The organism is Marivivens niveibacter (assembly GCF_002150005.2).
Taxonomy (GTDB): domain Bacteria; phylum Pseudomonadota; class Alphaproteobacteria; order Rhodobacterales; family Rhodobacteraceae; genus Marivivens; species Marivivens niveibacter.
Genome location: NZ_MSPP01000003.1, coordinates 64,250 through 86,907, shown reverse-complemented (window position 1 = coordinate 86,907; position 22,658 = coordinate 64,250). Strand labels below are relative to the sequence as shown.

General features: G+C 54.7%; 22 protein-coding genes. 18 read left to right on the top strand and 4 right to left on the bottom strand.

The window, feature by feature from the left end:
• Position 1 precedes the first annotated feature (1 nt).
• The gene (locus tag BVC71_RS09145) at positions 2-1,429 is read right to left on the bottom strand and encodes a UbiA family prenyltransferase (protein ID WP_086451373.1); all 1,428 of its coding nucleotides are present in this window, start codon (positions 1,427-1,429) and stop codon (positions 2-4) included.
• A gap of 3 nt (positions 1,430-1,432) precedes the next feature.
• Positions 1,433-2,269: a lytic transglycosylase domain-containing protein gene (locus tag BVC71_RS09140; RefSeq protein WP_240516825.1), complete on the bottom strand. Its 837-nt coding sequence runs from the start codon at positions 2,267-2,269 to the stop codon at positions 1,433-1,435.
• Positions 2,270-2,623: 354 nt separating this feature from the next.
• On the opposite strand from BVC71_RS09140, the gene BVC71_RS09135 reads away from it, so the two are divergent.
• The 14 genes from BVC71_RS09135 to BVC71_RS09070 all read left to right on the top strand — a co-directional run bounded on the left by BVC71_RS09135 (position 2,624) and on the right by BVC71_RS09070 (position 13,614).
• On the top strand, positions 2,624-2,809 hold the full coding sequence (locus BVC71_RS09135) for a Flp family type IVb pilin (RefSeq protein ID WP_086451372.1): 186 nt from the start codon (positions 2,624-2,626) through the stop codon (positions 2,807-2,809).
• 37 nt (positions 2,810-2,846) lie between these two features.
• On the top strand, positions 2,847-3,032 hold the full coding sequence (locus tag BVC71_RS09130) for a Flp family type IVb pilin (RefSeq protein WP_086451371.1): 186 nt from the start codon (positions 2,847-2,849) through the stop codon (positions 3,030-3,032).
• Positions 3,033-3,061: 29 nt separating this feature from the next.
• Positions 3,062-3,247, top strand: coding sequence for a Flp family type IVb pilin (locus BVC71_RS09125; RefSeq protein WP_086451371.1), 186 nt, complete (start codon positions 3,062-3,064; stop codon positions 3,245-3,247).
• 27 nt (positions 3,248-3,274) lie between these two features.
• Complete coding sequence (locus BVC71_RS09120) at positions 3,275-3,460, top strand: hypothetical protein (protein ID WP_086451370.1); 186 nt, start codon at positions 3,275-3,277, stop codon at positions 3,458-3,460.
• A gap of 185 nt (positions 3,461-3,645) precedes the next feature.
• A complete protein-coding gene (gene cpaB, locus BVC71_RS09115; RefSeq protein WP_086451369.1) occupies positions 3,646-4,536 on the top strand; it encodes a Flp pilus assembly protein CpaB in 891 nt (296 codons plus the stop codon).
• Between the two features lie 172 nt (positions 4,537-4,708).
• A complete protein-coding gene (locus BVC71_RS09110) occupies positions 4,709-6,127 on the top strand; it encodes a type II and III secretion system protein family protein (RefSeq protein ID WP_086451368.1) in 1,419 nt (472 codons plus the stop codon).
• A gap of 22 nt (positions 6,128-6,149) precedes the next feature.
• Positions 6,150-6,812: an OmpA family protein gene (locus tag BVC71_RS09105; protein WP_086451810.1), complete on the top strand. Its 663-nt coding sequence runs from the start codon at positions 6,150-6,152 to the stop codon at positions 6,810-6,812.
• 192 nt (positions 6,813-7,004) lie between these two features.
• Positions 7,005-8,252, top strand: coding sequence for a CpaE/TadZ family protein (locus tag BVC71_RS09100; RefSeq protein WP_086451367.1), 1,248 nt, complete (start codon positions 7,005-7,007; stop codon positions 8,250-8,252).
• Positions 8,253-8,261: 9 nt separating this feature from the next.
• A complete protein-coding gene (locus tag BVC71_RS09095) occupies positions 8,262-9,719 on the top strand; it encodes a TadA family conjugal transfer-associated ATPase (RefSeq protein ID WP_086451366.1) in 1,458 nt (485 codons plus the stop codon).
• Between the two features lie 5 nt (positions 9,720-9,724).
• On the top strand, positions 9,725-10,693 hold the full coding sequence (locus BVC71_RS09090) for a type II secretion system F family protein (RefSeq protein WP_086451365.1): 969 nt from the start codon (positions 9,725-9,727) through the stop codon (positions 10,691-10,693).
• Between the two features lie 11 nt (positions 10,694-10,704).
• Positions 10,705-11,676 (top strand): type II secretion system F family protein, encoded by a 972-nt coding sequence (locus BVC71_RS09085; protein WP_086451364.1) that lies wholly within the window; start codon positions 10,705-10,707, stop codon positions 11,674-11,676.
• Between the two features lie 8 nt (positions 11,677-11,684).
• Positions 11,685-12,236, top strand: coding sequence for a tetratricopeptide repeat protein (locus BVC71_RS09080; protein WP_086451363.1), 552 nt, complete (start codon positions 11,685-11,687; stop codon positions 12,234-12,236).
• 30 nt (positions 12,237-12,266) lie between these two features.
• The gene (locus tag BVC71_RS09075; protein WP_086451362.1) at positions 12,267-13,118 is read left to right on the top strand and encodes a tetratricopeptide repeat protein; all 852 of its coding nucleotides are present in this window, start codon (positions 12,267-12,269) and stop codon (positions 13,116-13,118) included.
• Positions 13,119-13,122: 4 nt separating this feature from the next.
• Positions 13,123-13,614 (top strand): A24 family peptidase, encoded by a 492-nt coding sequence (locus BVC71_RS09070; RefSeq protein ID WP_086451361.1) that lies wholly within the window; start codon positions 13,123-13,125, stop codon positions 13,612-13,614.
• Here the strand turns inward: BVC71_RS09070 and BVC71_RS09065 are convergent, their stop codons facing one another.
• A complete protein-coding gene (locus BVC71_RS09065; protein WP_133064510.1) occupies positions 13,615-15,228 on the bottom strand; it encodes a hypothetical protein in 1,614 nt (537 codons plus the stop codon). It lies immediately after the preceding gene.
• 128 nt (positions 15,229-15,356) lie between these two features.
• Between BVC71_RS09065 and BVC71_RS09060 the strand changes: the two genes are divergently transcribed.
• The gene (locus tag BVC71_RS09060) at positions 15,357-16,667 is read left to right on the top strand and encodes a P-loop NTPase family protein (RefSeq protein ID WP_086451359.1); all 1,311 of its coding nucleotides are present in this window, start codon (positions 15,357-15,359) and stop codon (positions 16,665-16,667) included.
• Positions 16,668-16,710: 43 nt separating this feature from the next.
• Entirely contained in the window at positions 16,711-19,116 is a 2,406-nt protein-coding gene (hrpB, locus tag BVC71_RS09055; protein ID WP_086451358.1) for an ATP-dependent helicase HrpB, read from the top strand.
• 32 nt (positions 19,117-19,148) lie between these two features.
• On the opposite strand, the gene gndA is transcribed toward hrpB, so the two are convergent.
• Positions 19,149-20,561 (bottom strand): NADP-dependent phosphogluconate dehydrogenase, encoded by a 1,413-nt coding sequence (gndA, locus tag BVC71_RS09050; RefSeq protein ID WP_086451357.1) that lies wholly within the window; start codon positions 20,559-20,561, stop codon positions 19,149-19,151.
• Between the two features lie 108 nt (positions 20,562-20,669).
• Between gndA and BVC71_RS09045 the strand changes: the two genes are divergently transcribed.
• Positions 20,670-21,116 carry an NUDIX hydrolase gene (locus BVC71_RS09045; RefSeq protein WP_165767751.1) on the top strand — a complete coding sequence of 149 codons (447 nt, stop codon included), beginning with the start codon at positions 20,670-20,672 and terminating at the stop codon, positions 21,114-21,116.
• Positions 21,117-21,167: 51 nt separating this feature from the next.
• On the top strand, positions 21,168-22,634 hold the full coding sequence (locus tag BVC71_RS09040; RefSeq protein WP_086451355.1) for an inorganic phosphate transporter: 1,467 nt from the start codon (positions 21,168-21,170) through the stop codon (positions 22,632-22,634).
• Positions 22,635-22,658: the final 24 nt, after the last annotated feature.

Here is a 22,658-nt window from a genome sequence, read left to right as displayed (position 1 = left end):
CCTAGAACCCAAACCATTGCTGCCACAGCCCTGCCGAATAGAACATGAGCGAAACAGTGATCAGCAGCAGGCCGATACCGCGTTTATCTTTCAGCGCGAATACAATCGGATCATAGTCCTGTTTGCCATACCAACCCAAACGTACCATGCGGTTGAGCCACGCAAAGATCGGAATGAGCGCAACCCAAAGCAGCCATCGCGAAGGATAGAGCGTTTGTGCCTGTTCGCTGAAAGAATACAGGAAAAAGATAACAAGCGCGCCAACCATGCCCAGCACTGCCACGTTGAGCAAATCAGGCCTGTCGGGACGACCGTACCCGCGCCCCGGCAGGCGGTTATCATCAACTGCCAGCGTCAATTCGGTAAGGCGTTTTACACATCCCAAAGTGACGAAGATCGGGAAAATAAAGATCAGCATAAAGACGGATGCATCAACCTGCGATGCCGCGGCACCAGCAACAACCCGAATGGTGTAAAGCGACGCGAGCGTGAAAATATCAATCCAACGCAGGCGTTTGAGTTTCAGCGAATATCCCAGCGACAGGATCATATATAAAACGACAACGCCAAAGAAAGCCCAGCCCAGAAACGCTCCGATCAACATGGATGATAGGCCCAAGGCGGCACAAACGATCATGCCGGTTTTGATTGGTACAGTGCCCGCAGCAAACGGTCGTTTACATTTTTTGGCGTGTAGGCGGTCTGCCTCTAGGTCCAGCAGGTCATTCACGATGTAAATGCAAGATGCGGCAAATGAGAATGACATCATGCCCAATAGGATCAGGCCGATGGTTTTCAGATCAAATTGGTGCGCCGCAATCATCGGCAAGAATAACAATACGTTTTTCACCCATTGATGAGGACGCATTGCGCGGATGATTTCCGATGTCTTTTGCTCTGCCGCGATATGTCTGACCCGTTCAGCGGCGTAATGATCGGCCGCCCCGTTTGCACCACCAACAACAATGGCGCGATCAGATTTATCCCAGATCGCGACATCAACAGGGTGATCGCCCGCATAATCAAAGCCACCTTCGCCAAACCGTTCGACCAGCGCCGCCGCTTTGTTCGAACCTTTTAGATTGTGACCATCCTTTGAACCGATCGCACCGTCGAAACCGTAATGGTCGGCGACGGCCTGAACCAACCGTTCGTCCGATGCGCTGGCGAGGATCACAGGACGCCCCTGTGACTGCGCGTCTTTCGCCATAGACAGGACGTCTGCGTTCACTGGCAATAGATCCACGCGGATCGGGGCAATTTCATAGACAACCGATTTTAACGCGGCAGGATCACGAAACAGGCTAACCGCGGCTTTGATTGTTTGCGGCGCGTCCGAACCCAGACCGGCCCAGAAATTTTCGTACAACATATCTGTACGCAGCAAAGTGCCATCAATATCCAGAACCAAAGGTTTTTGTTCGGTCACGGGTCAGTCTCCGTTCAAATTAAATACGCAGCCGTCCGTCATCAATTCCGGCGGCGTTTTGCATAGCGCCCGCGCAACAGTCCACGCCGCCAACACCTTGGGGACGTAGGCGCGTGTTTCAGGGAAATTCGGAACACCTGAATGATCCCAAATGGACCCTTCGCCAGCGTTATAGGCTGCAATGAATAAAATTGGGTCGTCTTCGAATGTGTCGATCAGCCAATCCAGATAGGCAACGCCGCCTTTAATATTGTCGGCAGAGTTCAATGGATCCGCGACATCAAACCGCGCAGCCGTATTTGGCATCAACTGCATCAAACCTTGGGCGCCTGCACGGCTAATGGCGCGGCTGTCGCCTGCGCTTTCGACGGCAATGACAGCCAATACCAATGCAGGCGATACGCGGGTGCCGATCGTCGACACCATAATATCTGTACCGTGCGCAGAGGCGATTTGATGTAATGCGGCCAACCGCGGCGGAGTCATAGCGCCTTCAGGCGCGGAGTTGATCGTATCCATCGCTGCAATCAAACGGCCTGGTGCGGTCGCGCTTAGATCAGGCGGGATGGCATCCCAAAACCACGACAGTTCGGAAACACGCGGCACAGCGCCAGAGACACTGCCAGTCTGCGTACCTGCGGCCTGAGGAGCAGCAGGTGCCGCTGGACCAGACGGTGCCGATGGTTCGATCTGCACATTGATACGGCCAGTTGTTGCGCCAGCCTGAGGCACCGAGATTCGTTTAAACGTGAAATCAGGCTGCAAACGATGGCTTTCGGCCATGGCCGAAGCAGCGGTTACCACCGCAAAAAACGTGATTCCTAGTAAACGCCGCTTCATGCGGGGCTGCCCTGCCTGTTCTTTTTTAAAATCTTTACCGAAAAAGGCGGTCAATTTCCACTGAATGTGAAAACAATAGGTCGGCAGCGGGTAAATTGGCCACTTTTTTGCACCCAATTATATACGTTCGTATAATTACTTTCATTATTTTATCCAATCAGATCAGCTACTTATACGAAATTTCACGCAAAAAGGGCGATGATGCAAAAATGCACGAAACCTGCCCAAATCCCGCCCCATTCCACTGGCTATATCTTCTCATCCGAAACGGGAACTGCACCAACAAGAGGCCGGTGCGGGACGATCCGAAAAGGTTCAAACTGAGCGATTTTACACCCCTGAGGAGGGACTGACATGCTGAACTACATCAAAAACTTCCGTAACGACGAAGACGGCGCTGTAACTGTAGACTGGGTTGTTCTGACCGCAGCTCTGGTTGGTATCGGCATCGCTGTTATCTCGACCGTATCTGGCGGCACCACTGCAATGGGCGACAAGATGTCGACCATGCTGGAAGCCCAGAAAACCGCTACTTACTAATTTAATTTAAATTCTGCTGAATAGACTGGATAAGAATATGCTTAACTTCATCAAAAACTTCCGCAACGACGAAGACGGCGCTGTAACTGTAGACTGGGTTGTTCTGACCGCAGCTCTGGTTGGTATCGGCATCGCAGTAATCTCGACTGTTTCCGGCGGCACCACCGCAATGGGCGACAAAATGTCGACCATGCTGGAAGCACAGAAAACCGCTACTTACTAATCTGAACACCTGATCTAAGGATTAAAAACATGCTTAACTTCATCAAAAACTTCCGCAACGACGAAGACGGCGCTGTAACTGTAGACTGGGTTGTTCTGACCGCGGCTCTGGTTGGCATCGGCATCGCAGTAATCTCGACCGTATCCGGCGGCACCACCGCAATGGGCGACAAAATGTCGACCATGCTGGAAGCACAGAAAACCGCTACTTACTAATCGTAGTTCGACACACGTAGCCAAGCTATGAACAAATGGCTCTGCTCACTGTTCCAAGACGAAGACGGTGCCGTGACTGTTGACTGGGTGGTACTGGTCGCGTTCCTCGTAGGCTTGGGCATTGCGATTGTGTCGTCGGTCGGCAAACAACAGACAGCTTTGGGTGACAACGTAACCTCTGGCATGTCGTCGATTGCAGACAAGTACTACTGATTGGCAAAGATAAAAAATGGCCGCCCTGACAACGGGGCGGCCATTTTTACGTTCGGGATTGTTGCCATTCTGGACAAAATTCCCCACCAATGACGGCACAATGCCGCTAAATCGCCGCAATTGCCCTTCAATTAGGAAACAATAAAACAGGCGAACCGTTTCGACGGTCATGAAAGGAATTCACCATGCGCTCCGCATTTGGACTGGTACTGGTTCTTGGTCTTGGGTTGGCAGGTTTCGCTGTCTACATGGTCAAAGGCTATATCGACGAACAAGAAATGCTGCGTGCGATGGAACGTGCTCAGGTCGCGGAACAAGTTCCAACAGTTGAAATTGTCGCGATCAACAAACCCCTTCCCTATGGATCAACCCTGACACCCGACGATGTGCAGCTGGTCCAATACGCAGAACCATATTTGCCCGAAGGCGTTTTCCGCACAATCGAAGAGGTATTCCCACGCGGCGCCGAAGCCCCCCGCGTTTTGACCCGCGCCATGGAAAACCTGGAACCGATCCTTGCCGCAAAAGTGACCGCGCCTGGTGAAAACGCTGGTATTTTGTCACTACTGTCCCCAAACATGAGCGCCTTTGCGATCCGTGTTGACGTCGCATCTGGCGTTTCGGGCCTGCTGCGTCCAGGCAACATTGTGGACGTGTATTGGAGCGGCCGCATGGACGACCAAACCGGCATTGGATCCACCAAAGAAGTGACCCAGTTGATCCAGCCAAACATGCGCATCATAGCAATTGACCAAAATACGGACACTAGTTTTGATACGGGTACGATCGCCCGGACCGTCACCGTCGAAGGTACGCGCAATCAAGTCGCTGCACTGACCTTGGCGCAAACGACTGGCAATTTGTTCCTAGCGCTGGTTGGCACATCCGCTGACGCAATCGCATTGGACGAAAGCAACGGTCCAATCGTCATTGACCAGAACACGCTACTGGGGATCGAAGAAGTCGCCCCAGTCGTCGAAGAAGTTGCACCAGAAGTGGTCGAAGAAAAGGTCTGCACGACCCGCGTACGTCGCGGCGCAGACGTGATCGAAATGGAAATTCCCTGCACAAATTGATGCGGGGAACCGTGAACGCGCCAGCCTCTGGCGCGTTTATGTTGCGACTTTTCCACAAAATCAGCTGATAATTGTGCATTGATTCTTGCAAAAAATGCTTTTTCGGCGCAGGGTTGCACAAAAGACGGGTAAAAACATCCGCAATCGGGCGTGATCCAAGAGGCAGGTCACAATGACATGTAAAAGAATATTTGCGGCTGTTTTGACCAGCCTATCCTTGGCATTTACCACGATGCCGGGCTTTGCTGTGGCTGAAACGCTGCGCGTAATGTCGGGGTCCACTTCCTCGGCGTTGATGGTTCCTATGAACCGCGCGGTTGTCGTCGAAAGCGACACACCATTCACCGAACTTTCCATCGCGAACCCAGGGATCGCTGACATTTCGTCGCTGTCGGACCGTACGGTTTACGTTTTGGGTAAAGAGCCAGGGCGCACCACGCTGACCCTTTTGGGAGCGGATGGTCGGTTGATCACCAACGTCGAAGTTCAGGTCACACCTGACATCACAGAATTCAAAGAACGCGTTCAGCAAATCCTGCCGGGCGAAAATATCGAAGTGCGCACCGCAAACGACGGCATCGTTCTATCTGGCACCGTAACCTCGGTCGCTGCGATGGATCGCGCTGTCGATCTGGCACAGCGCTACGCGCCCGACCGCGTGTCCAATTTGCTAAGCGTCGGTGGATCGCAACAGGTCATGCTGCGCGTTCGCTTTGCGGAAATGCAGCGTTCGGTTTCGAAATCCTTATCCTCTTCGCTGGGCATCTCGGGTTCGACCTTGGGCGACAATCTGGGCATTCTGGGCGGCGGCAACGCGCTGAACACAGCGGACGCGCTATCAGACGCGTTGGATGGAGCAAACATCGGCGGCGGCGATTCGAACGGCGCGGTCATGTTCGGCTTTAACGCGGGCGGTCTGGAAATCGGTCTATTGCTGGAAGCGTTGGAAGAACGCGGCGTTGTGCGCACTCTGGCAGAGCCAAACCTGACGGCCCTATCCGGTCAAGAAGCCAAATTCTTGGCTGGTGGTGAATATCCTGTTCCTGTTTACGACGGTGCACAGATCGCAGTTCAGTTCAAACCATTCGGTGTTGAGCTGAACTTTATCCCGCGCGTCGTAGATGGTGATGTTATCAACCTAGAGCTTGAAGCAGCTGTTTCATCGATCGACACTACCAACACCGTTATTCTGGGCGGCTATGAAATCGACGCGTTCCGCAAACGTGAAACATCGACAACCGTGATGATGCGCGACGGCGAAAGCTTTGCCATTGCGGGTCTTCTGTCTGACGATTTCCGCGACCTGAACGGACAGGTTCCATGGTTAGGCGACATTCCGGTTCTGGGCGCATTGTTCCGGAGCGCGGAATATGAACGCCAGCAGACCGAATTGGTCATCATCGTAACCCCGCATCTGGTATCGCCGACCCGTGGCGAAGCTCTTTCGCTGCCAACCGACCGCGTGGCTTTGCCAACGGAACGTGAATTGTTCCTACAAGGTCGCGTCACAGGCCGCACGCCGACATCAGGCGCCGCAGGCGAAGTAGCTCGCCAAGACTTCTCGGGGTCTTATGGTTACGTATTGGATTAATGGGGCTATGCAGGGGACAGGTATGAAACGGACCATCTTCATCACCGCAGCTGCGGCCACACTATTGACCGCTTGCGGAAATGCAGACGTTAGCATGGCATCGTTCTACCGCGAGGTCGGATCGGGTTTGGATGACGGCGCGTTTGGCTCTGCCACGATGAACAACACATTGATACAGACAGGGCAGCAGTCCTATGCGATCAACCTGAACCGCCGATTTGAGGCCGAAGTTCCGACCACAATCAACTTTGCATTCAACTCGACCGCACTGGATGATCAGTCACGCGCCGTTTTGCAGGCACAAGCGGATTTCATCCGACAGTTCCCAGAAGTGCGTTTCAAAGTATACGGTCACACCGATCTGGTCGGCGCTGCCGGTTACAACAGACAATTGGGCCTGCGCCGCGCAGAAACGGTCGTATTGTATCTACAATCGCTAGGCATCGAACGGTCACGTCTAGAGGCTGTTGTTTCCTTTGGAGAAACACAACCGCTGATCGTTTCCGAAGGACGCGAACGCGCCAACCGCCGCACCGTGACCGAAGTGTCAGGGTTTGTCGAAGATAACCCATTGGTTCTACACAAAGATTACGCCAACATCATCTTCCGCGAATATATCCAAAGCGGCACAGCGCGAAGTGGATTGTCGGGCATAGCAGGGTCCGAAGTGGCCACTGAGCAGTAAGAAATCACAAACGCAGGGCGAAATAATCCCTGCGTTTTTTTATGATCGTTCGCGAATTCCGCACAATTGCAGCCTTTCGGCCCCATTTCGGTCACGTTTCCCCGTCAAATTTCAAACAACGAAACAGGTCTTAGTGATTCCTAGGGCCAGGTGGGTTTCCACCTCAGACGACTGTTTGAAGGAAATTGGTAAATGGGTCATTCCGCAGCTATGCAGCCCGAGCCGCAACCGATCATCGCCTGCACGGTCAGCCGCGATGTGCAAATCTTTGATCTGCTGATCGAAGATATGGAAACGACTATGGGCGAACGCTGGGGCGATCTTGGCTTTGAAGACGCCTTGGCATTCATGGAACAACCAGATTCGGAAACACTACAGTTTTTGGCAGTCGCAATGGACGCCCAAGACGAAGCCGACCTGTCCCCGATTATCAACGTCATCAGCGCCGCAAAGCGCCGTGGCATCAAAGTTATCCTCATCACCGAAGACGTCAGCCCCGCATCCCTGCATGTATTGTTGCGCGAAGGCGGCGATGAATTCGTGCCCTACCCCCTGCCCGAAGGCGAATTGGCCCAAGCCATTGATCGCGTTTTGTCAGCGCCAGCCGAAGATCCCGTTGACCCTGAAATGCGCAACAAGCTGAAGGCAACAGGCGACCGGTCCGGCGTGATCATCCCAGTACAAGGGATGGCAGGCGGCGTTGGCGCAACCACATTCGCCTGCAATCTAGCCTGGGAATTGGCGACGATTGACAAAAAGAACCCGCCACGCGTCGTGCTAATCGATTTTGGCATGCAATATGGCTCTGTTTCGACCTATTTGGACATGCCCCGCCGCGAAGCTGTGCTGGAAATGATGTCAGATACAGAAAGCATGGACAGCGACGTATTCATGCAAGCGCTGCTATCTTTTGACGACAAACTGCATGTTCTGACGTCCCCGCCCGATCTGATCCCAATGGATCTGTTCACCCCCGAAGATATTGAACGGGTGTTGGATATGGCGCGGACAAACTTTGACTATGTTGTCATTGATATGCCCGTTGTGACCGTCGAATGGTCGCAAACCGTGCTAGAGGCCGCTCATGTCTATTTCGCACTAACCGAACTGGATATGCGCTGCGCCCAAAACGTGCTGCGCCTGAAACGCGCACTTCAAAGCGAAGAGTTACCGTTCCAAAAACTGCGGTTCATCCTAAACCGTGGTCCAAAATTCACCGATCTAAATGGCAAAAGCCGCGTAAAGCGTATGGCAGAGTCTTTGGGTATCTCGATTGACGTTATGCTGCCGGACGGCGGCAAACAGATCACTCAATCAAACGATCACGGCGCACCCTTGGCCACAATGGCGGCCAAAAACCCACTGCGCAAAGAGATCGCCAAACTGGCCAAATCGGTCCATGAAATCAATGTCTCTGATGACGCTGTAGCAAAAGGGTAAGTATCGGAAATGTTTTCGAAATATAAAAAACCCAGCGCCTCCAAAGCAACATCGCCTGCCGCACGACTGGCTGCGATGCAGCAGCCTACCACCGCGGCCCCTGCCCCAGCATCCCCAGACGCGCCCAAATCCTTGCGCCGCCCGTTGCCAGTAAAGTCTGGGCAAGTCGCTCCAGATGACCGCGAAAAGAAACGCAAAGAACGTCTGGGCGAAATCAAACTGGATCTGCACCGCGCTCTGTTGGACAACCTGAACTTGGCTGCGCTGGAAACGGCATCGGAATCCGATCTGCGCGCTGAAATCAATGCGATCACCAGCGAAACACTCGAAGACAAGGGTATCGTCCTAAACCGCGAAGATCGCGGTCAGCTGACACAGGACCTGTACGACGAAGTCACTGGTCTGGGCCCGCTAGAGGCACTACTAAAAGACGACGGCGTGAACGACATTCTGGTCAACGGACCGCAACAGATTTTCGTGGAACGCGCAGGTAAACTGCAACTAACAGACATCACGTTCAAAGATGAAAAGCACCTTTTGCGCATCATCGATAAAATCGTGTCCGCTGTGGGCCGCCGCGTCGACGAATCCAATCCTTATGTGGACGCACGTTTGGCCGATGGCTCGCGTTTCAACGCTATGGTTCCGCCGGTGGCCGTTGACGGATCGCTGGTTTCCATTCGTAAATTCAAAAAGGAAAAGCTGGCCGTCGACGATCTGGTCAAATTCGGTGCCTTTACCGAAGAAATGGCCGCCTATCTGCAGGCTGCCGTTGCGACCCGCCTGAACGTCATCGTGTCCGGCGGTACGGGTTCGGGTAAAACGACCACGCTGAACGCGCTGTCATCGTTTATTGACGACAGCGAACGTATTCTAACGATCGAAGATACGGCAGAACTTCAGCTGCAACAGACCCACGTAGGCCGCATGGAATCGCGTCCGCCAAACGTCGAAGGCAAAGGCGCTGTGACCCAGCGTGACTGTCTGCGCAACGCGCTGCGTATGCGTCCTGACCGCATCATCGTGGGTGAGACCCGCGGCGAAGAAGTTATCGACATGCTGCAAGCGATGAACACAGGTCACGACGGTTCGATGACAACGATCCACGCTAACTCTGCTCGTGATGGCGTGTCGCGTCTGGAAAACATGATTGCGATGGCAGGTATCGAAATGCCGATCAAAGCCGTCCGCAGCCAGATTTCGTCAGCTGTGAACCTGATCGTTCAGGCGTCACGTTTGCAAGACGGTTCGCGCCGCATGACATCCATCACCGAAATCACCGGCATGGAAGGTGACGTGATTTCGATGCAAGAGGTGTTCCGCTACCAGCGCGTGGGCCTGACGCCAGACAACAAAATCATCGGTCATTTCACCGCAACAGGTGTGCGTTCGCATTTTGCTGAACGTTTCCGCCTGTGGGGGTATGATCTGCCGCCTTCTATTTTTGAACCCTACGCTGCGGAATAATTGCCATGGTCCTTACTGCTGAACCGCTTATTTATGGTCTTGTTTTTGTTGCCGTTCTTATCCTGGTCGAAGGCGTCTACCTGACGGTTTTCGGCAAATCGATTAGTCTGAATAATCGCGTCAACCGCCGGCTAGAGCTGCTGGAAAAAGGCGGCAACCGCGAACAGGTTCTGGAACAGCTGCGCAAAGAAATGACGCAGCACATCAAATCCCAACAGATCCCGCTGTACTCGCTATTGGCCAGCAAGGCGCAAAAGGCAAACATCGCCTTTACGCCGACGCAGTTGATCATGCTGATGCTGGTTTTGTCTGCTTTGGCATTTATCGGCCTAACGGTCGGTACAGGTGCCTCTACGCCCATTCGTATTGGCGTGTCTTTGGCAATGGGCATCGGCGGCGTTTACGTCTGGATCAACGGCAAGGCCAAAAAACGCATTTCGATGCTAGAGGAACAGCTGCCTGACGCGGTCGAGCTGATGGTACGGTCCTTGCGCGTTGGTCACCCGTTTTCCAGCGCCGTGCAAATCGTGTCCAAAGAGGTTGCCGACCCATTAGGCACCGAAATGGGCATGATCGCAGACGAGGCAGCCTATGGCCGCGATATGGGCGAATGTCTGAAAGCAATGGCTGAACGCATTGGGATGCAGGATTTGCGGTTCTTGGCCGTTGCCGTGACCATTCAACAGCAATCAGGTGGTAACCTAGCCGAAATCTTGGACGGTCTGGCAAAGGTGATCCGCGCTCGTTTCAAACTGTTCCGCCGCGTCAAAGCAATCACCGCCGAGGCGAAGTGGTCAGGCATGTTTCTGTCTGGTTTCCCGTTGGCGGCGCTGCTGCTGATCAACGTTGCGAAGCCAGATTATTATGACGGCGTTAAAGATACCCCTGCCTTCATTCCGGGTTGTCTGATCGTCGGCGGGTTCTTGGCTGCGAACATCTTTGTGATGCGCACGCTGGTTAACATCAAAGTATAAGGGGGCCAGCAATGAACGGACTACTGGATTTTCTGACCGAACGGTTTGGCGCCTACGGCCCGCTGTATCTGGTCGCAGGGATCGTCGTTTTGATGATCCTGTTGCTGATCCCAATCTTGATGCAGCAAAAAGAAGACCCGCTGGACAAACTGAAACGCACAGCAGGTCGCGGCGATCCCCGCGATCGCAAAGACAGCCTGCGCACCTCCACTGGCCACGATAAGCTGGAAAAATATTCCAACTTCCTCGAACCGCAGGATGAAGAAGAATATTCCGCTATTCAGCTGAAACTGATGCAAGCGGGCTACCGGTCAAAAAACGCTGTTCGGATGTATCATTTTGCCCAGTTTTCTTTGGGTCTGATCGCGCTGATTGCGGGCGTGGCATTTGCCATTTTGAAATCCAAAACCGGTGAGCCGTCGACGCAGGACATCATGCTGTCGATCCTGATCCCGGGTGCTGCTGGATATATGGGGCCAAAATACTGGGTCACCCGCCGTCAATCTGAACGCCAGCAGGCGATTGAAAACGGTTTCCCAGACAGCTTGGACATGCTGCTTGTTTGCATCGAGGCAGGTCAGTCGTTGGATCAGGCTATTTTGCGTGTGTCCGCGGAACTGAAATCGGGATTCCCTGAATTGGCGCAAGAATTCGAAATTGTGTCCTACGAATTGAAAGCCGGTAAAGACAAAACCCAAGTCATGCGCGACATGGCCGAACGCTGCGGTGTGGGCGACATCCAGTCGTTCGTGACCGTGCTGATCCAGTCGCAGCAATTCGGTACATCCATCGCCGAAGCCTTGCGCGTCTATGCCGCCGAAATGCGTGACAAACGCGTGATGCGCGCCGAAGAAAAGGCAAACACGCTGCCAACGAAAATGACGCTGGCGACCATGATGCTGACAGTTCCGCCACTGTTGATCATTCTGATTGGCCCATCCGTCTATGGCATCATGACATTCATGAGCATGAATGGTAATTGACGCGCATCATGCGCATCATACTAACACTCATTTCGATCGCTTTTTTGGCCGCCTGTAACTCGGGCGGCCTAAACCGTGGGGACGGCGTTTTTGCCCCTGGCGTTGCGGGCGAGATGGACATTGATGGTCTGATCGTTGGCCACCGATTAATGGCAGCGGGCGAACATGAACTGGCGTTGCGCGCGTATATGCGCGCTGCCGCGCAACAGGGCCTAAATGTCGATACTTTGTCTGCCATCGGGTCTGCAAACCTAAAGCTGGGCCGCCTGAACCAATCTGAAAAACTGCTACGACGCGCGGTCGAAGAAGACCCCGAATTTGCCGCCGCATGGAACAATCTGGGCGTTGTTTTGATCGAACGCGGCAAAATCGAAGAGGCCGCACAGGTTCTGCGTCGCGCTTATGCCACGGACAACGGCAATTCCGATCAAATCCGCGACAACTTGCGCTTGGCGCTATCAAAACTTGCGAATTCCGATTATGCTGACCCCAATCAGAACGATATCTTCCATCTGGTTCGGCGCGGTTCGGGCGATTACCTGCTGCTGTCAGACCACTAAGGAATGAAGAGCAGTAAAGGACGCAGGCATATGCGCCACATTGGATTTGTGACGCTTGTTGGCGCTATTGCGCTTGCAGGCTGTATGAAAGACGGCGACGCCGAAGTTGCGCGCGCCATGGCCGACGTCAATGTGATTGACGAAACCAATCTGAACGACGTGATGCTGACCATTGGTGACCCTAACGAAGCGGTCGCCTATTTCCAACGCGCCAGCAGCAGCCAACCTGACCGTATCGATCTGCTGCAAGGGTTGGGTAAATCGTTGATCCGCGCTGGCCGCTATAGCGAAGCCGTGCGCGTCTGGACCATCGTTTCCAACCACCCAGAGGCCACCAATGATGACTATCTGGCACTGGCGGACGCTTTGGTTCGTACGGGCGAATGGGACAAGGCCGAAGGCATTTTGGACACCATCCCGCCAACCTATGAAACCTTTGCCCGCTACCGCCTAGAAGCGATGGTTGCCGACAGCAACGAAGATTGGGATCGCGCCGATAGTTTCTATGAAACCGCTATTGGTCTGACCATGTCCCCTGCTGGCGTTTACAACAACTGGGGCTTTTCCAAACTAACGCGCGGCGATTATCGGGGCGCTGAACAAATGTTCAGTGACGCACTGCGCAACGATTCATCGCTGTTCACCGCCAAAAACAACCTTGTCATGGCGCGCGGATCGCAGCGCAATTACGACCTGCCGGTGGTCCCTATGACACAAACCGAACGCGCACAGTTGCTGCACACGCTGGCATTGACGGCTGTTAAACAGGGCGACGTCACAATTGCCCGCGGTCTGCTGCAAGAGGCGATTGATACGCACCCGCAACATTTTGAGGCCGCGGTGCGTTCGCTACGCGCTTTGGAAAACAACGTAACGAATTGATCCAATGGACCTGACAACGACCCAAGCTGCGTGGTTTCTACCCGCAGTCGCCCCAATTTGTATCTATGTGGCCTATAGCGACCTGCGTTCGATGAAAATTCCGAACAAGGCAGTGTTGGCCCTGATCGCAGTATTTGCAGTGATTGGCCTTATCGCGTTGCCCTTGGATGTATGGGCGTGGCGCTGGGTACATCTGGTCGCGTTGCTGGTCGCTGGCGTTGTTGCAAATGCCGTTGGCCTGATGGGAGCGGGCGATGCCAAATTTATCGCAGCCGCTGCACCATTTGTGTCCAGACAGGATGCGCCAATGATGATGTATATCCTCGCCGCTGCAATTCTGATTGGCGTGGGCCTGCACCGCGTTGCGAAATATACGGCGCTGCGCAAACTAGCCCCAAATTGGGAAAGTTGGTCCACCGGCAAAAGGTTCCCAATGGGATTTCCATTGGGAATGGCCTTGATCGCCTATCTGATTGCACCGTTTATCGCGGCCTAATCACCCGATTTCGTACAAGATATACATCTCTGTGCGGTCAATTTCGGTCAGCGAGGCCTCTGCATCTGTAATCGCATCCAAAATGGCACCATGCACCTGCGCGGACATCGGGCAGGTCGGCACCAACAAATGGCTCGCGTTTTCAAATCCTGATAAATCGCCGTAATTCCATGGCGCGGCGCCCGTGACGGGTGCGAAATCCTGATACAGCCACAGCGCGTTAAAGATATCTGCGACAAACACTGGCTGACCGTTCACAGCAGTCAGTTCGGCGCCGATCGATTCCGAATAGGCCGCCATGCCGCCGTCCAGCGTGCAATCATCAAAGGTCATGCCCATGAATTCGGTCGGCTCGCCCCGATCCGCCAATTCGTTCCATTCGTGAAAATATTCGCCCACGCCATCAAGCCCGCGTTTTTCCGTGACCTGAACGATCCGAGGGGCAAAAGCGTATAGATCCGACAACGCGCCTTCGGTTTCAAAGAACATTGGAATGTAATCTGTCGTATCGACTGCATTATGGCGGAACGGACTGTAGGCCATATTCAGTAACGACGGCGCGCCAAAGGTCAGCGCAATAACCGCCAAGATGCCCAGCGCCCCGCGCAGCTCTAACCCTGATGGCGCGCGACGGTCGGTTTCCGGACGCAGCGCCAAAACCAGAATGGCAAATAGCAGCAACCACTGCGGATCGTTGCCATAGTTTTGATAGGTCACATAAACAAACCCAGGCAGCAATGTCAGCAGGACCAAGCCCCCCGCCATAGCCCCCGCCTGACGCAGCAGGATAACACCTGCAACGCCGATCGCGGTGATCCCCATATAGGCGGGCGCAATCAATATCTGATCCAGCGGCAGCCCAGGCGCAGCGCGCGTTTCCGAAGAGGCAACCGCCTGCAAGTCGGCCAGATAAGCGAACCAAAAATCAACGCCGTAAAGCGCGGTGACTGCTCCAGCGACGATCAAACCCGCAATGATGGCATAGACAAAGGTCATGATTTGGCGCGTCACAATCAGCGCAAGTACAACTGGCAACGCAAAAGCCACAAAATAGGTGACTTTGATCAGTACTAGCGCGGCCATAGCGCCACCAATAATCGCACCATCAGCGATACGCGATTGACCATAGATGGGCGGCAGGATCGAACCCATAATCGCAAGATAGGCCAGAGCCCAAGCCCAACGATTGTAGTGCATTGAAATGGATACGGCGCTGTTGGCCTCGCCATGGACCAGTGCAAGGATCATGACCAACACGACCACGCCAAACCCCATCGCCAACCGTTTGGGCAGTCGTGACACAGACACCCACCAAATCGCAGGTAGCAAAGCGATCGCTACGAAAATCTGGCTCTGGATGATCGCATGGCCGATTCCACTACCCCATGCGACGAACATCGACATAGGCGCAAAGGCCAGAAACCCAATCGGCGTCATGAAATCGCTGTGCGGTTTTTGGCCCATCGACATACGCATGACAATATCAACCAGATGAATAGTGTCGCCTTCGTGTTTTCCGATGAAAAATCCGCCCTTTAGTAGGGAAATTCCACCCATAGCGATCAGCACCGCCACCAACACCAATAGAACCGCGCCGCGGTTTGTTTTGCTCATGCCTGCCTCTTTCAATGGTTTGTCCATTTTTTAGCCACATTAATTGGCCAATCAGGTCGGGCAACGATTCATCGTCGCGGCTTTGGAAACTCTGACAGGTCGCGGCGCATTAGACACAGGCCACGTTTATGAACATGCAAACCAGTTCCGTTATGGCGCCACCCGCCCCGCGTTCGTTGGATGCGATGCAGCTACCCATCGTCATGATGCGCGACATCCTGATCAAAACGATGTTCCGCACGAACAAAACGATGGTGTCCGACATCGCGCGCACGATCGCGCTGCCCATCCCTGTGACGCAGGAATTGGTGGAAATTGCGCGCGGTCAGAACCTGATGGAGACGCTGGGCACGCTGCACGCCAATTCATCGAATGAAATGTCCTATCAGCTGACCGACAGTGGTCGCGCCCGCGCGCAAGAGGCCTTGGCCCAATCCGAATATTACGGCGCGATGCCTGTGCCCATGGCCGTTTACGCCGAACAAGTCAAACGCCAGTCGATTAAAAACCTGCAAATGACCCGCCAGCGCCTGACAGAGGCGATGGGCCATCTGATCCTTCCTCCGCCGCTGATTGGCGAACTGGGGCCCGCGATTTCGGCAGGGCGTTCGATCCTGATGTATGGCCCTCCGGGTAACGGTAAATCGTCGATTTCAAACGGTATCCGCGACGCGTTGGGCGACAAAATCTATATCCCGCGCGCGATTGAATACGCCGGTCAGGTGATCACCGTTTACGACCCCATCGTTCATTCCGCAGCAGAAGAAGATTTGGACGACCCCAATTCGCTGCGCCGCACGTCGGGCAAATTCGACACGCGATACGTCCGCTGTGAACGCCCAACCGTGATTACGGGCGGTGAGCTGTCGCTGGACATGCTGAACCTTGTCTACAACCCTGTGGCGCGGACCTATCAGGCGCCTTTGCAGCTGAAATCAACAGGTGGCGTGTTCATCGTCGACGACCTTGGCCGTCAAGAGGACCCGCCACAGAAACTGGTCAACCGCTGGATTGTTCCGCTAGAGGAAAACCGCGATATCCTTGCCCTGCAGTCGGGCGAAAAATTCGAAGTGCCGTTCGACACGCTGGTGATTTTTTCGACGAACTTCCACCCGAACGAAATCTTTGACCAAGCGGCGCTGCGCCGGATTTTCTACAAAATCAAAATCGATGGACCTAGCAAACAGGATTTCCTGAAAATCTTTGCCATGATCGCAAAGAAAAAAGGCGTGCCGCTGAATGAACCTGCCTTGGTGCATTTGTTGAAAAACAAATACCCGACGATCAACAACGTCTTTGCGAACTATCAGCCGGGGTTCTTGTTAGATCAGATTATCTCGATCTGCGATTTCGAAGGTATCCCCTATCAGATGACCCCCGACCTAATTGATCGCGCGTGGGCGAACCTGTTCGTCAAGGACGAACACATCGTGAAATAAAGCCCCCTTGCGCCAGACCTGCGGCGCCCCCTAAACAGCATCCATGACTTTGCCCATTGATGCTGCCCTGCCCGATCTGATCGCGGCGCTGAAATCCCACGGACGCGCGGTGCTACAGGCGCCGCCCGGCGCGGGTAAAACAACGCGTGTGCCGCTTGCCCTGATGCAGGCAGGCACGAACGCGGGCAAAATCATCATGCTGGAACCCCGCCGCATCGCGGCCCGCGCCGCCGCCGAACGTTTGGCCGAACAACTGGGCGAAAAGACAGGGCAAAGCGTGGGTTACCTCATGCGCGGCGACAGCAAATCGGGATCGAAAATCGAAGTCGTGACCGAAGGCATCCTGACCCGCATGCTGCAATCCGACCCCGAATTGACGGGCATCGGGACTGTTATCTTTGACGAATTCCACGAACGGTCGCTGAATGCGGACCTTGGGCTTGCACTGACGTGGGAAATTATTCAGGCGCTGCGCGATGATCTGCATCTGGTCGTCATGTCAGCAACGCTGGATGCCGCGCCCGTTGCCGCGATGTTGGACGATGCGCCGATCATCACGTCGCAGGGCCGCGCCTATCCCGTGGATATTCAGCACCTTGACTGCCCCGTCGATAAATCCGTTCGGTTTGAAACCGCAGCGGCAGATTTGGTCGCGCAGGCGGTCAAATCAACCACGGGCGGCGTTCTGGTGTTCCTACCGGGCGAAGGCGAAATCAGACGGATTGAGGCCGCTCTAACGGGTCGCTTGCCTGGTGATATCGACATACGCCCGCTGTTCGGTGCCATGCCGTTCGACAAACAACGCGCCGCGATTGCCCCAGTGAAAACGGGCCGCAAGGTCGTGCTGTCGACATCTATCGCTGAAACATCGCTGACGATCGAAGATATCCGCGTCGTCGTGGATTGCGGACGCGCACGCAGGTCGCGGTATGATCCATCTTCAGGCATGTCCCGACTGGTCACCGAACGCGTCACCAAAGCCGAAGCCACCCAGCGCACGGGCCGCGCCGGCCGCGTGGCCGAAGGCACCTGTTTTCGTATGTGGACAAAAGGCGAAGAAGGATCGATGGCCGCCTTCCCCCCCGCCGAAATCGAAGCCGCCGATCTGGCTGGCCTCGCGTTAGAACTGGCGGTTTGGGGATCATCCGACCTGCCGTTTTTGACGCCCCCACCCGAAGGCACCTTGGCCGAAGCTCGCGCTCTGCTGACCCAATTAGGGGCCTTGGACCACGCGGGATTAATCACGCCGCACGGGTCAGACATTGCAAAAATGCCCGTCCACCCCCGACTGGCGCATATGATGGTGGTCGCGGGCAAACAGGCCGCGCCTTTGGCGGCGCTGTTGGCGGACCGCGATCCATTGATGGGCGTATCGACCGATCTGACATTGCGCATGCGGGCCATTCAGAATGGCGACCCCCGCGCCAATCGCGGCGCGCTGGACCGGATCAGAGCCGAAGCGAAACGACTGGCGAAAAATGCGTCGGATAAACCCACGTTGTCTTGGGCAGAAATGGCCGCATTAGCCTACCCCGACCGTATTGGCCTGCGCCGCAAAGGCGACGCGCCTCGTTTCATTCTGTCGGGCGGCAAAGGCGCGATCATGCCTGATGGTGACGCCTTGGCCGGTCAACGGCTGATCATCGCCACCGATCTAGACGGCAACCCGCGCGAAGCCAAAGTGCGTCAGGCGATCGCCATTTCCGACAGCGAATTGCGCGGACTGTTTGCCGACCAAATCGAATGGATGGACGTGTGTGAATGGTCCAAACGCGACCGCCGCGTTCTGACGCGCAAACAAGAACGGTTTGGCGCATTGGTACTGGACGACCGCAACAATGGCGATGCCGACCCCCACGATATTGCGGTCGCGATGCTGGATGGCGTGCGTGATCTGGGCTTACGACTATCGGGGGCTGCAGCGCGGTTCCGCGCGCGGGTCGAACTGGTCCGCGATGGCAGCGATAGGCTACCTGCAATGGATGACGAAAGCCTAATGCAGACCATCGATCAATGGCTGCTGCCCCACTTGGACGGTGTTCGAAATGCCGAGGATTGGAAAAAATTCGATCCGCTGAACGCGCTGCGCGGCATGTTGGATTGGGAACAGCTACAACTATTGGATCGATCCGCGCCCGCGCATTTTGAAACGCCGCTGGGGCGAAAACTGCCAATTGATTACGATGGCGATTTGCCGCAAATCACCGTCCGCGTTCAGGAAATGTTTGGCGTCACGCAGCACCCGATGATCGGCAACACCCCCATTCGGTTTACGCTGCTATCGCCCGGGCAAAAACCGGTTCAGGTGACAGCGGATATTCCAGGATTTTGGGTCAATTCATATCCCGACGTGCGCAAAGACATGCGCGCACAGTATCCTAAACACCCGTGGCCCGACGACCCGACAACCGCCGATCCGACGCTACGGGCAAAACCCAGACAGAAATGAACAAGGCGCGGGGATCATCCCGCGCCTCATCTTTATTCCCACCAAGGGCCGTGTTGGCCTGTGGATCCGTCATCCAGTCGTTCAAACCCGTGCATGCCAAAGAAATCTCGCTGACCTTGGATCAAATCTGTCAAACCACGTGCCATCGCAAAGGTATCGATGAACGACAGCGCCGATGCCAACGCAGGGATCGGATGGCCGCCCAGCGCAGCAGCAGCGACAACGCGGCGCAGTGCAGGAACGGTTTTCGACAGACGGTCTGCAAAAGCTGGCGCGAACACCAATTGGCCGTGAGGCATATCACCACGGAATGCTGCCGAAATATCATCCAACAACGACGAACGGATGATACAGCCCGCACGCCAGATTTCAGCGATACGTGCGAAATCCAACGACCATTCGTATTCATCGGATGCCGCCGACAGCAGACGGAAACCTTGGGCGTATGCAATGATGCGCGCAGCCAGCAGTGCATCTGCATAATCGGCTTCGCCCAATTCGACAGCGTTGCGCGTTCCAGCCAAAATTTCTTCGCCGGCAACGCGTGTCTCTTTTTCCGAGCTCCACGAACGGGCCGCAACAGCAGCTTCGATCGAAGATGCGGATTGGCCCAAACGCAGCGCCTCGATCAGGGTCCAGCGGCCAGTGCCTTTTTGACCAGCCTTGTCCAAGATCACATCAACGGCGGGTTTGCCGGTTTTACTGTCAGTCGCTTGCAGAACCTTGCCAGTGATTTCCACCAAATAGGATTTCAGCGCACCTGTATCCCACGATTCAAAACGCGCACCGATGGCTGCTGGCTCCATGCCTTGGCCGTAGCGCATCATGCCGTAGAGCTCGGTGATCATCTGCATGTCAGCGTATTCGATGCCGTTGTGCACGGTTTTCACAAAGTGGCCTGCGCCGTCTGGACCCAGATGATCGGCGCAAGGTGCGTCTTCGAATTTGGCTGCAATTGCTTCGATCACAGGACGGATGCCCGACCATGCGTCAGGTGTACCGCCGACCATGATCGATGGGCCGTTGCGTGCGCCCTCTTCTCCACCGGAAACGCCCATGCCGATAAAGGTTAGGCCACGGCCTTCGACATAGGCAGTGCGGCGTCGGGTGTCGTGGAAATCGGTATTGCCTGCATCGATGATGGTATCGCCGGGTTCCAGCAGATCACACAGGTCTTCGATTGCGGTTTCAACAGGCTTGCCCGCTGGGATCATCAGGATGATCGCACGCGGCGCAGGCATGTTGCGCGCCATATCAGCCAAAGAACCATGCGTAGTCAGTTTGTCTGCTAGCGACGCTTCGGTCGCTTCGGTCGCGAAAGCATCTGTTGCGTCCTTGGAACGGTTCGCAACGTGCAGCGCAAAACCATTGTCCAAAATATTCAGCGCCAGCGCGCTACCCATCGTGCCCAGACCGTACAGGCCAAGATTTGCCAAAGTGTCCATTTGTCTGCCTTTCCAAGCGTCAAAATTTGCGTCAGGCTGACAGTATTGGTAGGTACATCCATCCCTAACCCGAAAGCCGATAATCTTATGTTCAGGTCGTTATTTAGAATGTTGGCCGCTGTGGTCACGCCCATTCTGAAACGCCCCAAAATAGTGCAGTTTGCGGCGCTGTGTATATGCGCTAACGGCGACAAGACACAAATCGTTTTGATCACTTCATCGAACGGACGATGGATCATACCTAAAGGCTGGCCAGAAAACGGAAAATCAGGTGCCGAGACTGCCGCGCTGGAAGCGTGGGAAGAGGCAGGTGTTATTTCCAAACCAGAAAATTTCAGCTTTGCGGGCCGTTTTGATACGGTCAAAGAACGCGATAGTGGTCTGCGGTTCGACTGCGAAACATTTGTCTATGTTATCCCCGTCGACGAATTGGCCGATGATTATCCCGAAATATCCGAACGTGAACGCCGTTTGGTCGATCTGGACGCCGCACCAGAGGAAGTCGATGATATGGATTTGTCGGATTTTCTACGTCAGTGGATTGCTAACCGCTAAAACCGAGACGACAGGCTTGAATCGACGACCTGTCAGGCTTACGCGATGAGTATGAACCACAAACCACAAGATGACTGGCAGTCGCTGGACAAAGACCTCAAACGGATTTCCGTTCTGGAAACCGCGTCGTTCATATCGGGACGACGGTTGGTGGCTATGGGCATCGCGCTAGTTTTCATTGTCGCCGCAGGCATCGAAGCCGCTGTTTTCTTTGGCTTTGAAACAAAAGCCGCTGTGGTAATCGCAGCAGCCGTTTTTAGCGCCTACCTTGCGCTGAATATCGGAGCCAACGACGTTTCAAACAATATGGGTCCAGCGGTGGGGGCTGGCGCTTTGCCCATCGGGGTTGCCATCGCAATCGCCGCGATCTGCGAAGCTGCGGGCGCGTTGATCGCAGGCGGTGATGTCGTCACGACAATTTCGCGCGATCTATTAGAACCCACCGCCGCTCCGACGACAGAGGTGTTTATGTGGGCGATGCTGTCGGCCCTGATCGCGTCGGCCCTTTGGGTAAATATCGCAACATGGATCGGCGCACCGGTATCGACCACCCATGCGGTTGTTGGCGGCGTTTTGGGCGCAGGCATAGCAGGCGCAGGGTTTGCCGTCGTGAACTGGTCCGCCGTGTTGATTATCATGGCCTCGTGGGTCACGTCACCAATTGCTGGCGGTTTGGTCGCAGCGATATTTTTAGGCCTAATAAGACGCACGATCCTAGACCAAGACGACAAAATCGCAGCCGCCCGCCGTTGGTTGCCCGTCTATTTCGCCATCATGGCGGGGGCCTTTTCTGCCTACTTGATGACCAAAGGCCTTAGCAAAGTTGTCGACGCGCCGCCTACAATTCGCGTCGCGTTGATCTCAGGCGTCTTGGCTGCACTGGCTTTTGCCGTTGCGAAACCGATCATCCGTATAAAATCAGTTCGTTTGGAAAATCGTACGAAATCAATCAAACGGTTGTTTCGAATGCCATTGGTTATCGCCGCGGCTTTGTTGTCCTTTGCCCACGGCGCGAACGATGTTGCAAATGCCGTGGGTCCACTGGCCGCGATTGTTCATAGCTACACCTATGGCGATATTTCCCTGAATGCAGAAATCCCGCTGTGGGTTATGTTGATTGGCGCCTTGGGCATTTCGTTTGGCCTGATGACGTTTGGCCCCAAATTGATCCGCATGGTCGGCAGCCAGATTACCAAACTGAACCCAATTCGCGGATTTTGCGTTGCATTATCCGCTGCTGTCACGGTGATTATTGCCAGCGGGTTTGGCTTGCCTGTGTCATCAACGCATATCGCGGTCGGCGCTGTCTTTGGCGTTGGTTTCTTTCGCGAATGGGATCAAGCGCAAAAACAAAAACGTTCCACGCTACAGCCCCGAACCGCAGTCGAAGAACGCCGCCATCGCCGTTTGGTGCGGCGCAGCCATTTCATGACCATCATCGCAGCGTGGATGGTCACCTTGCCTGTCACCGCCTTATTTTCCGCCGCAGCATTTCTCGTTCTTCAAGCTATCGGGTAGCAGGTATTCGGAAAACTTATGACG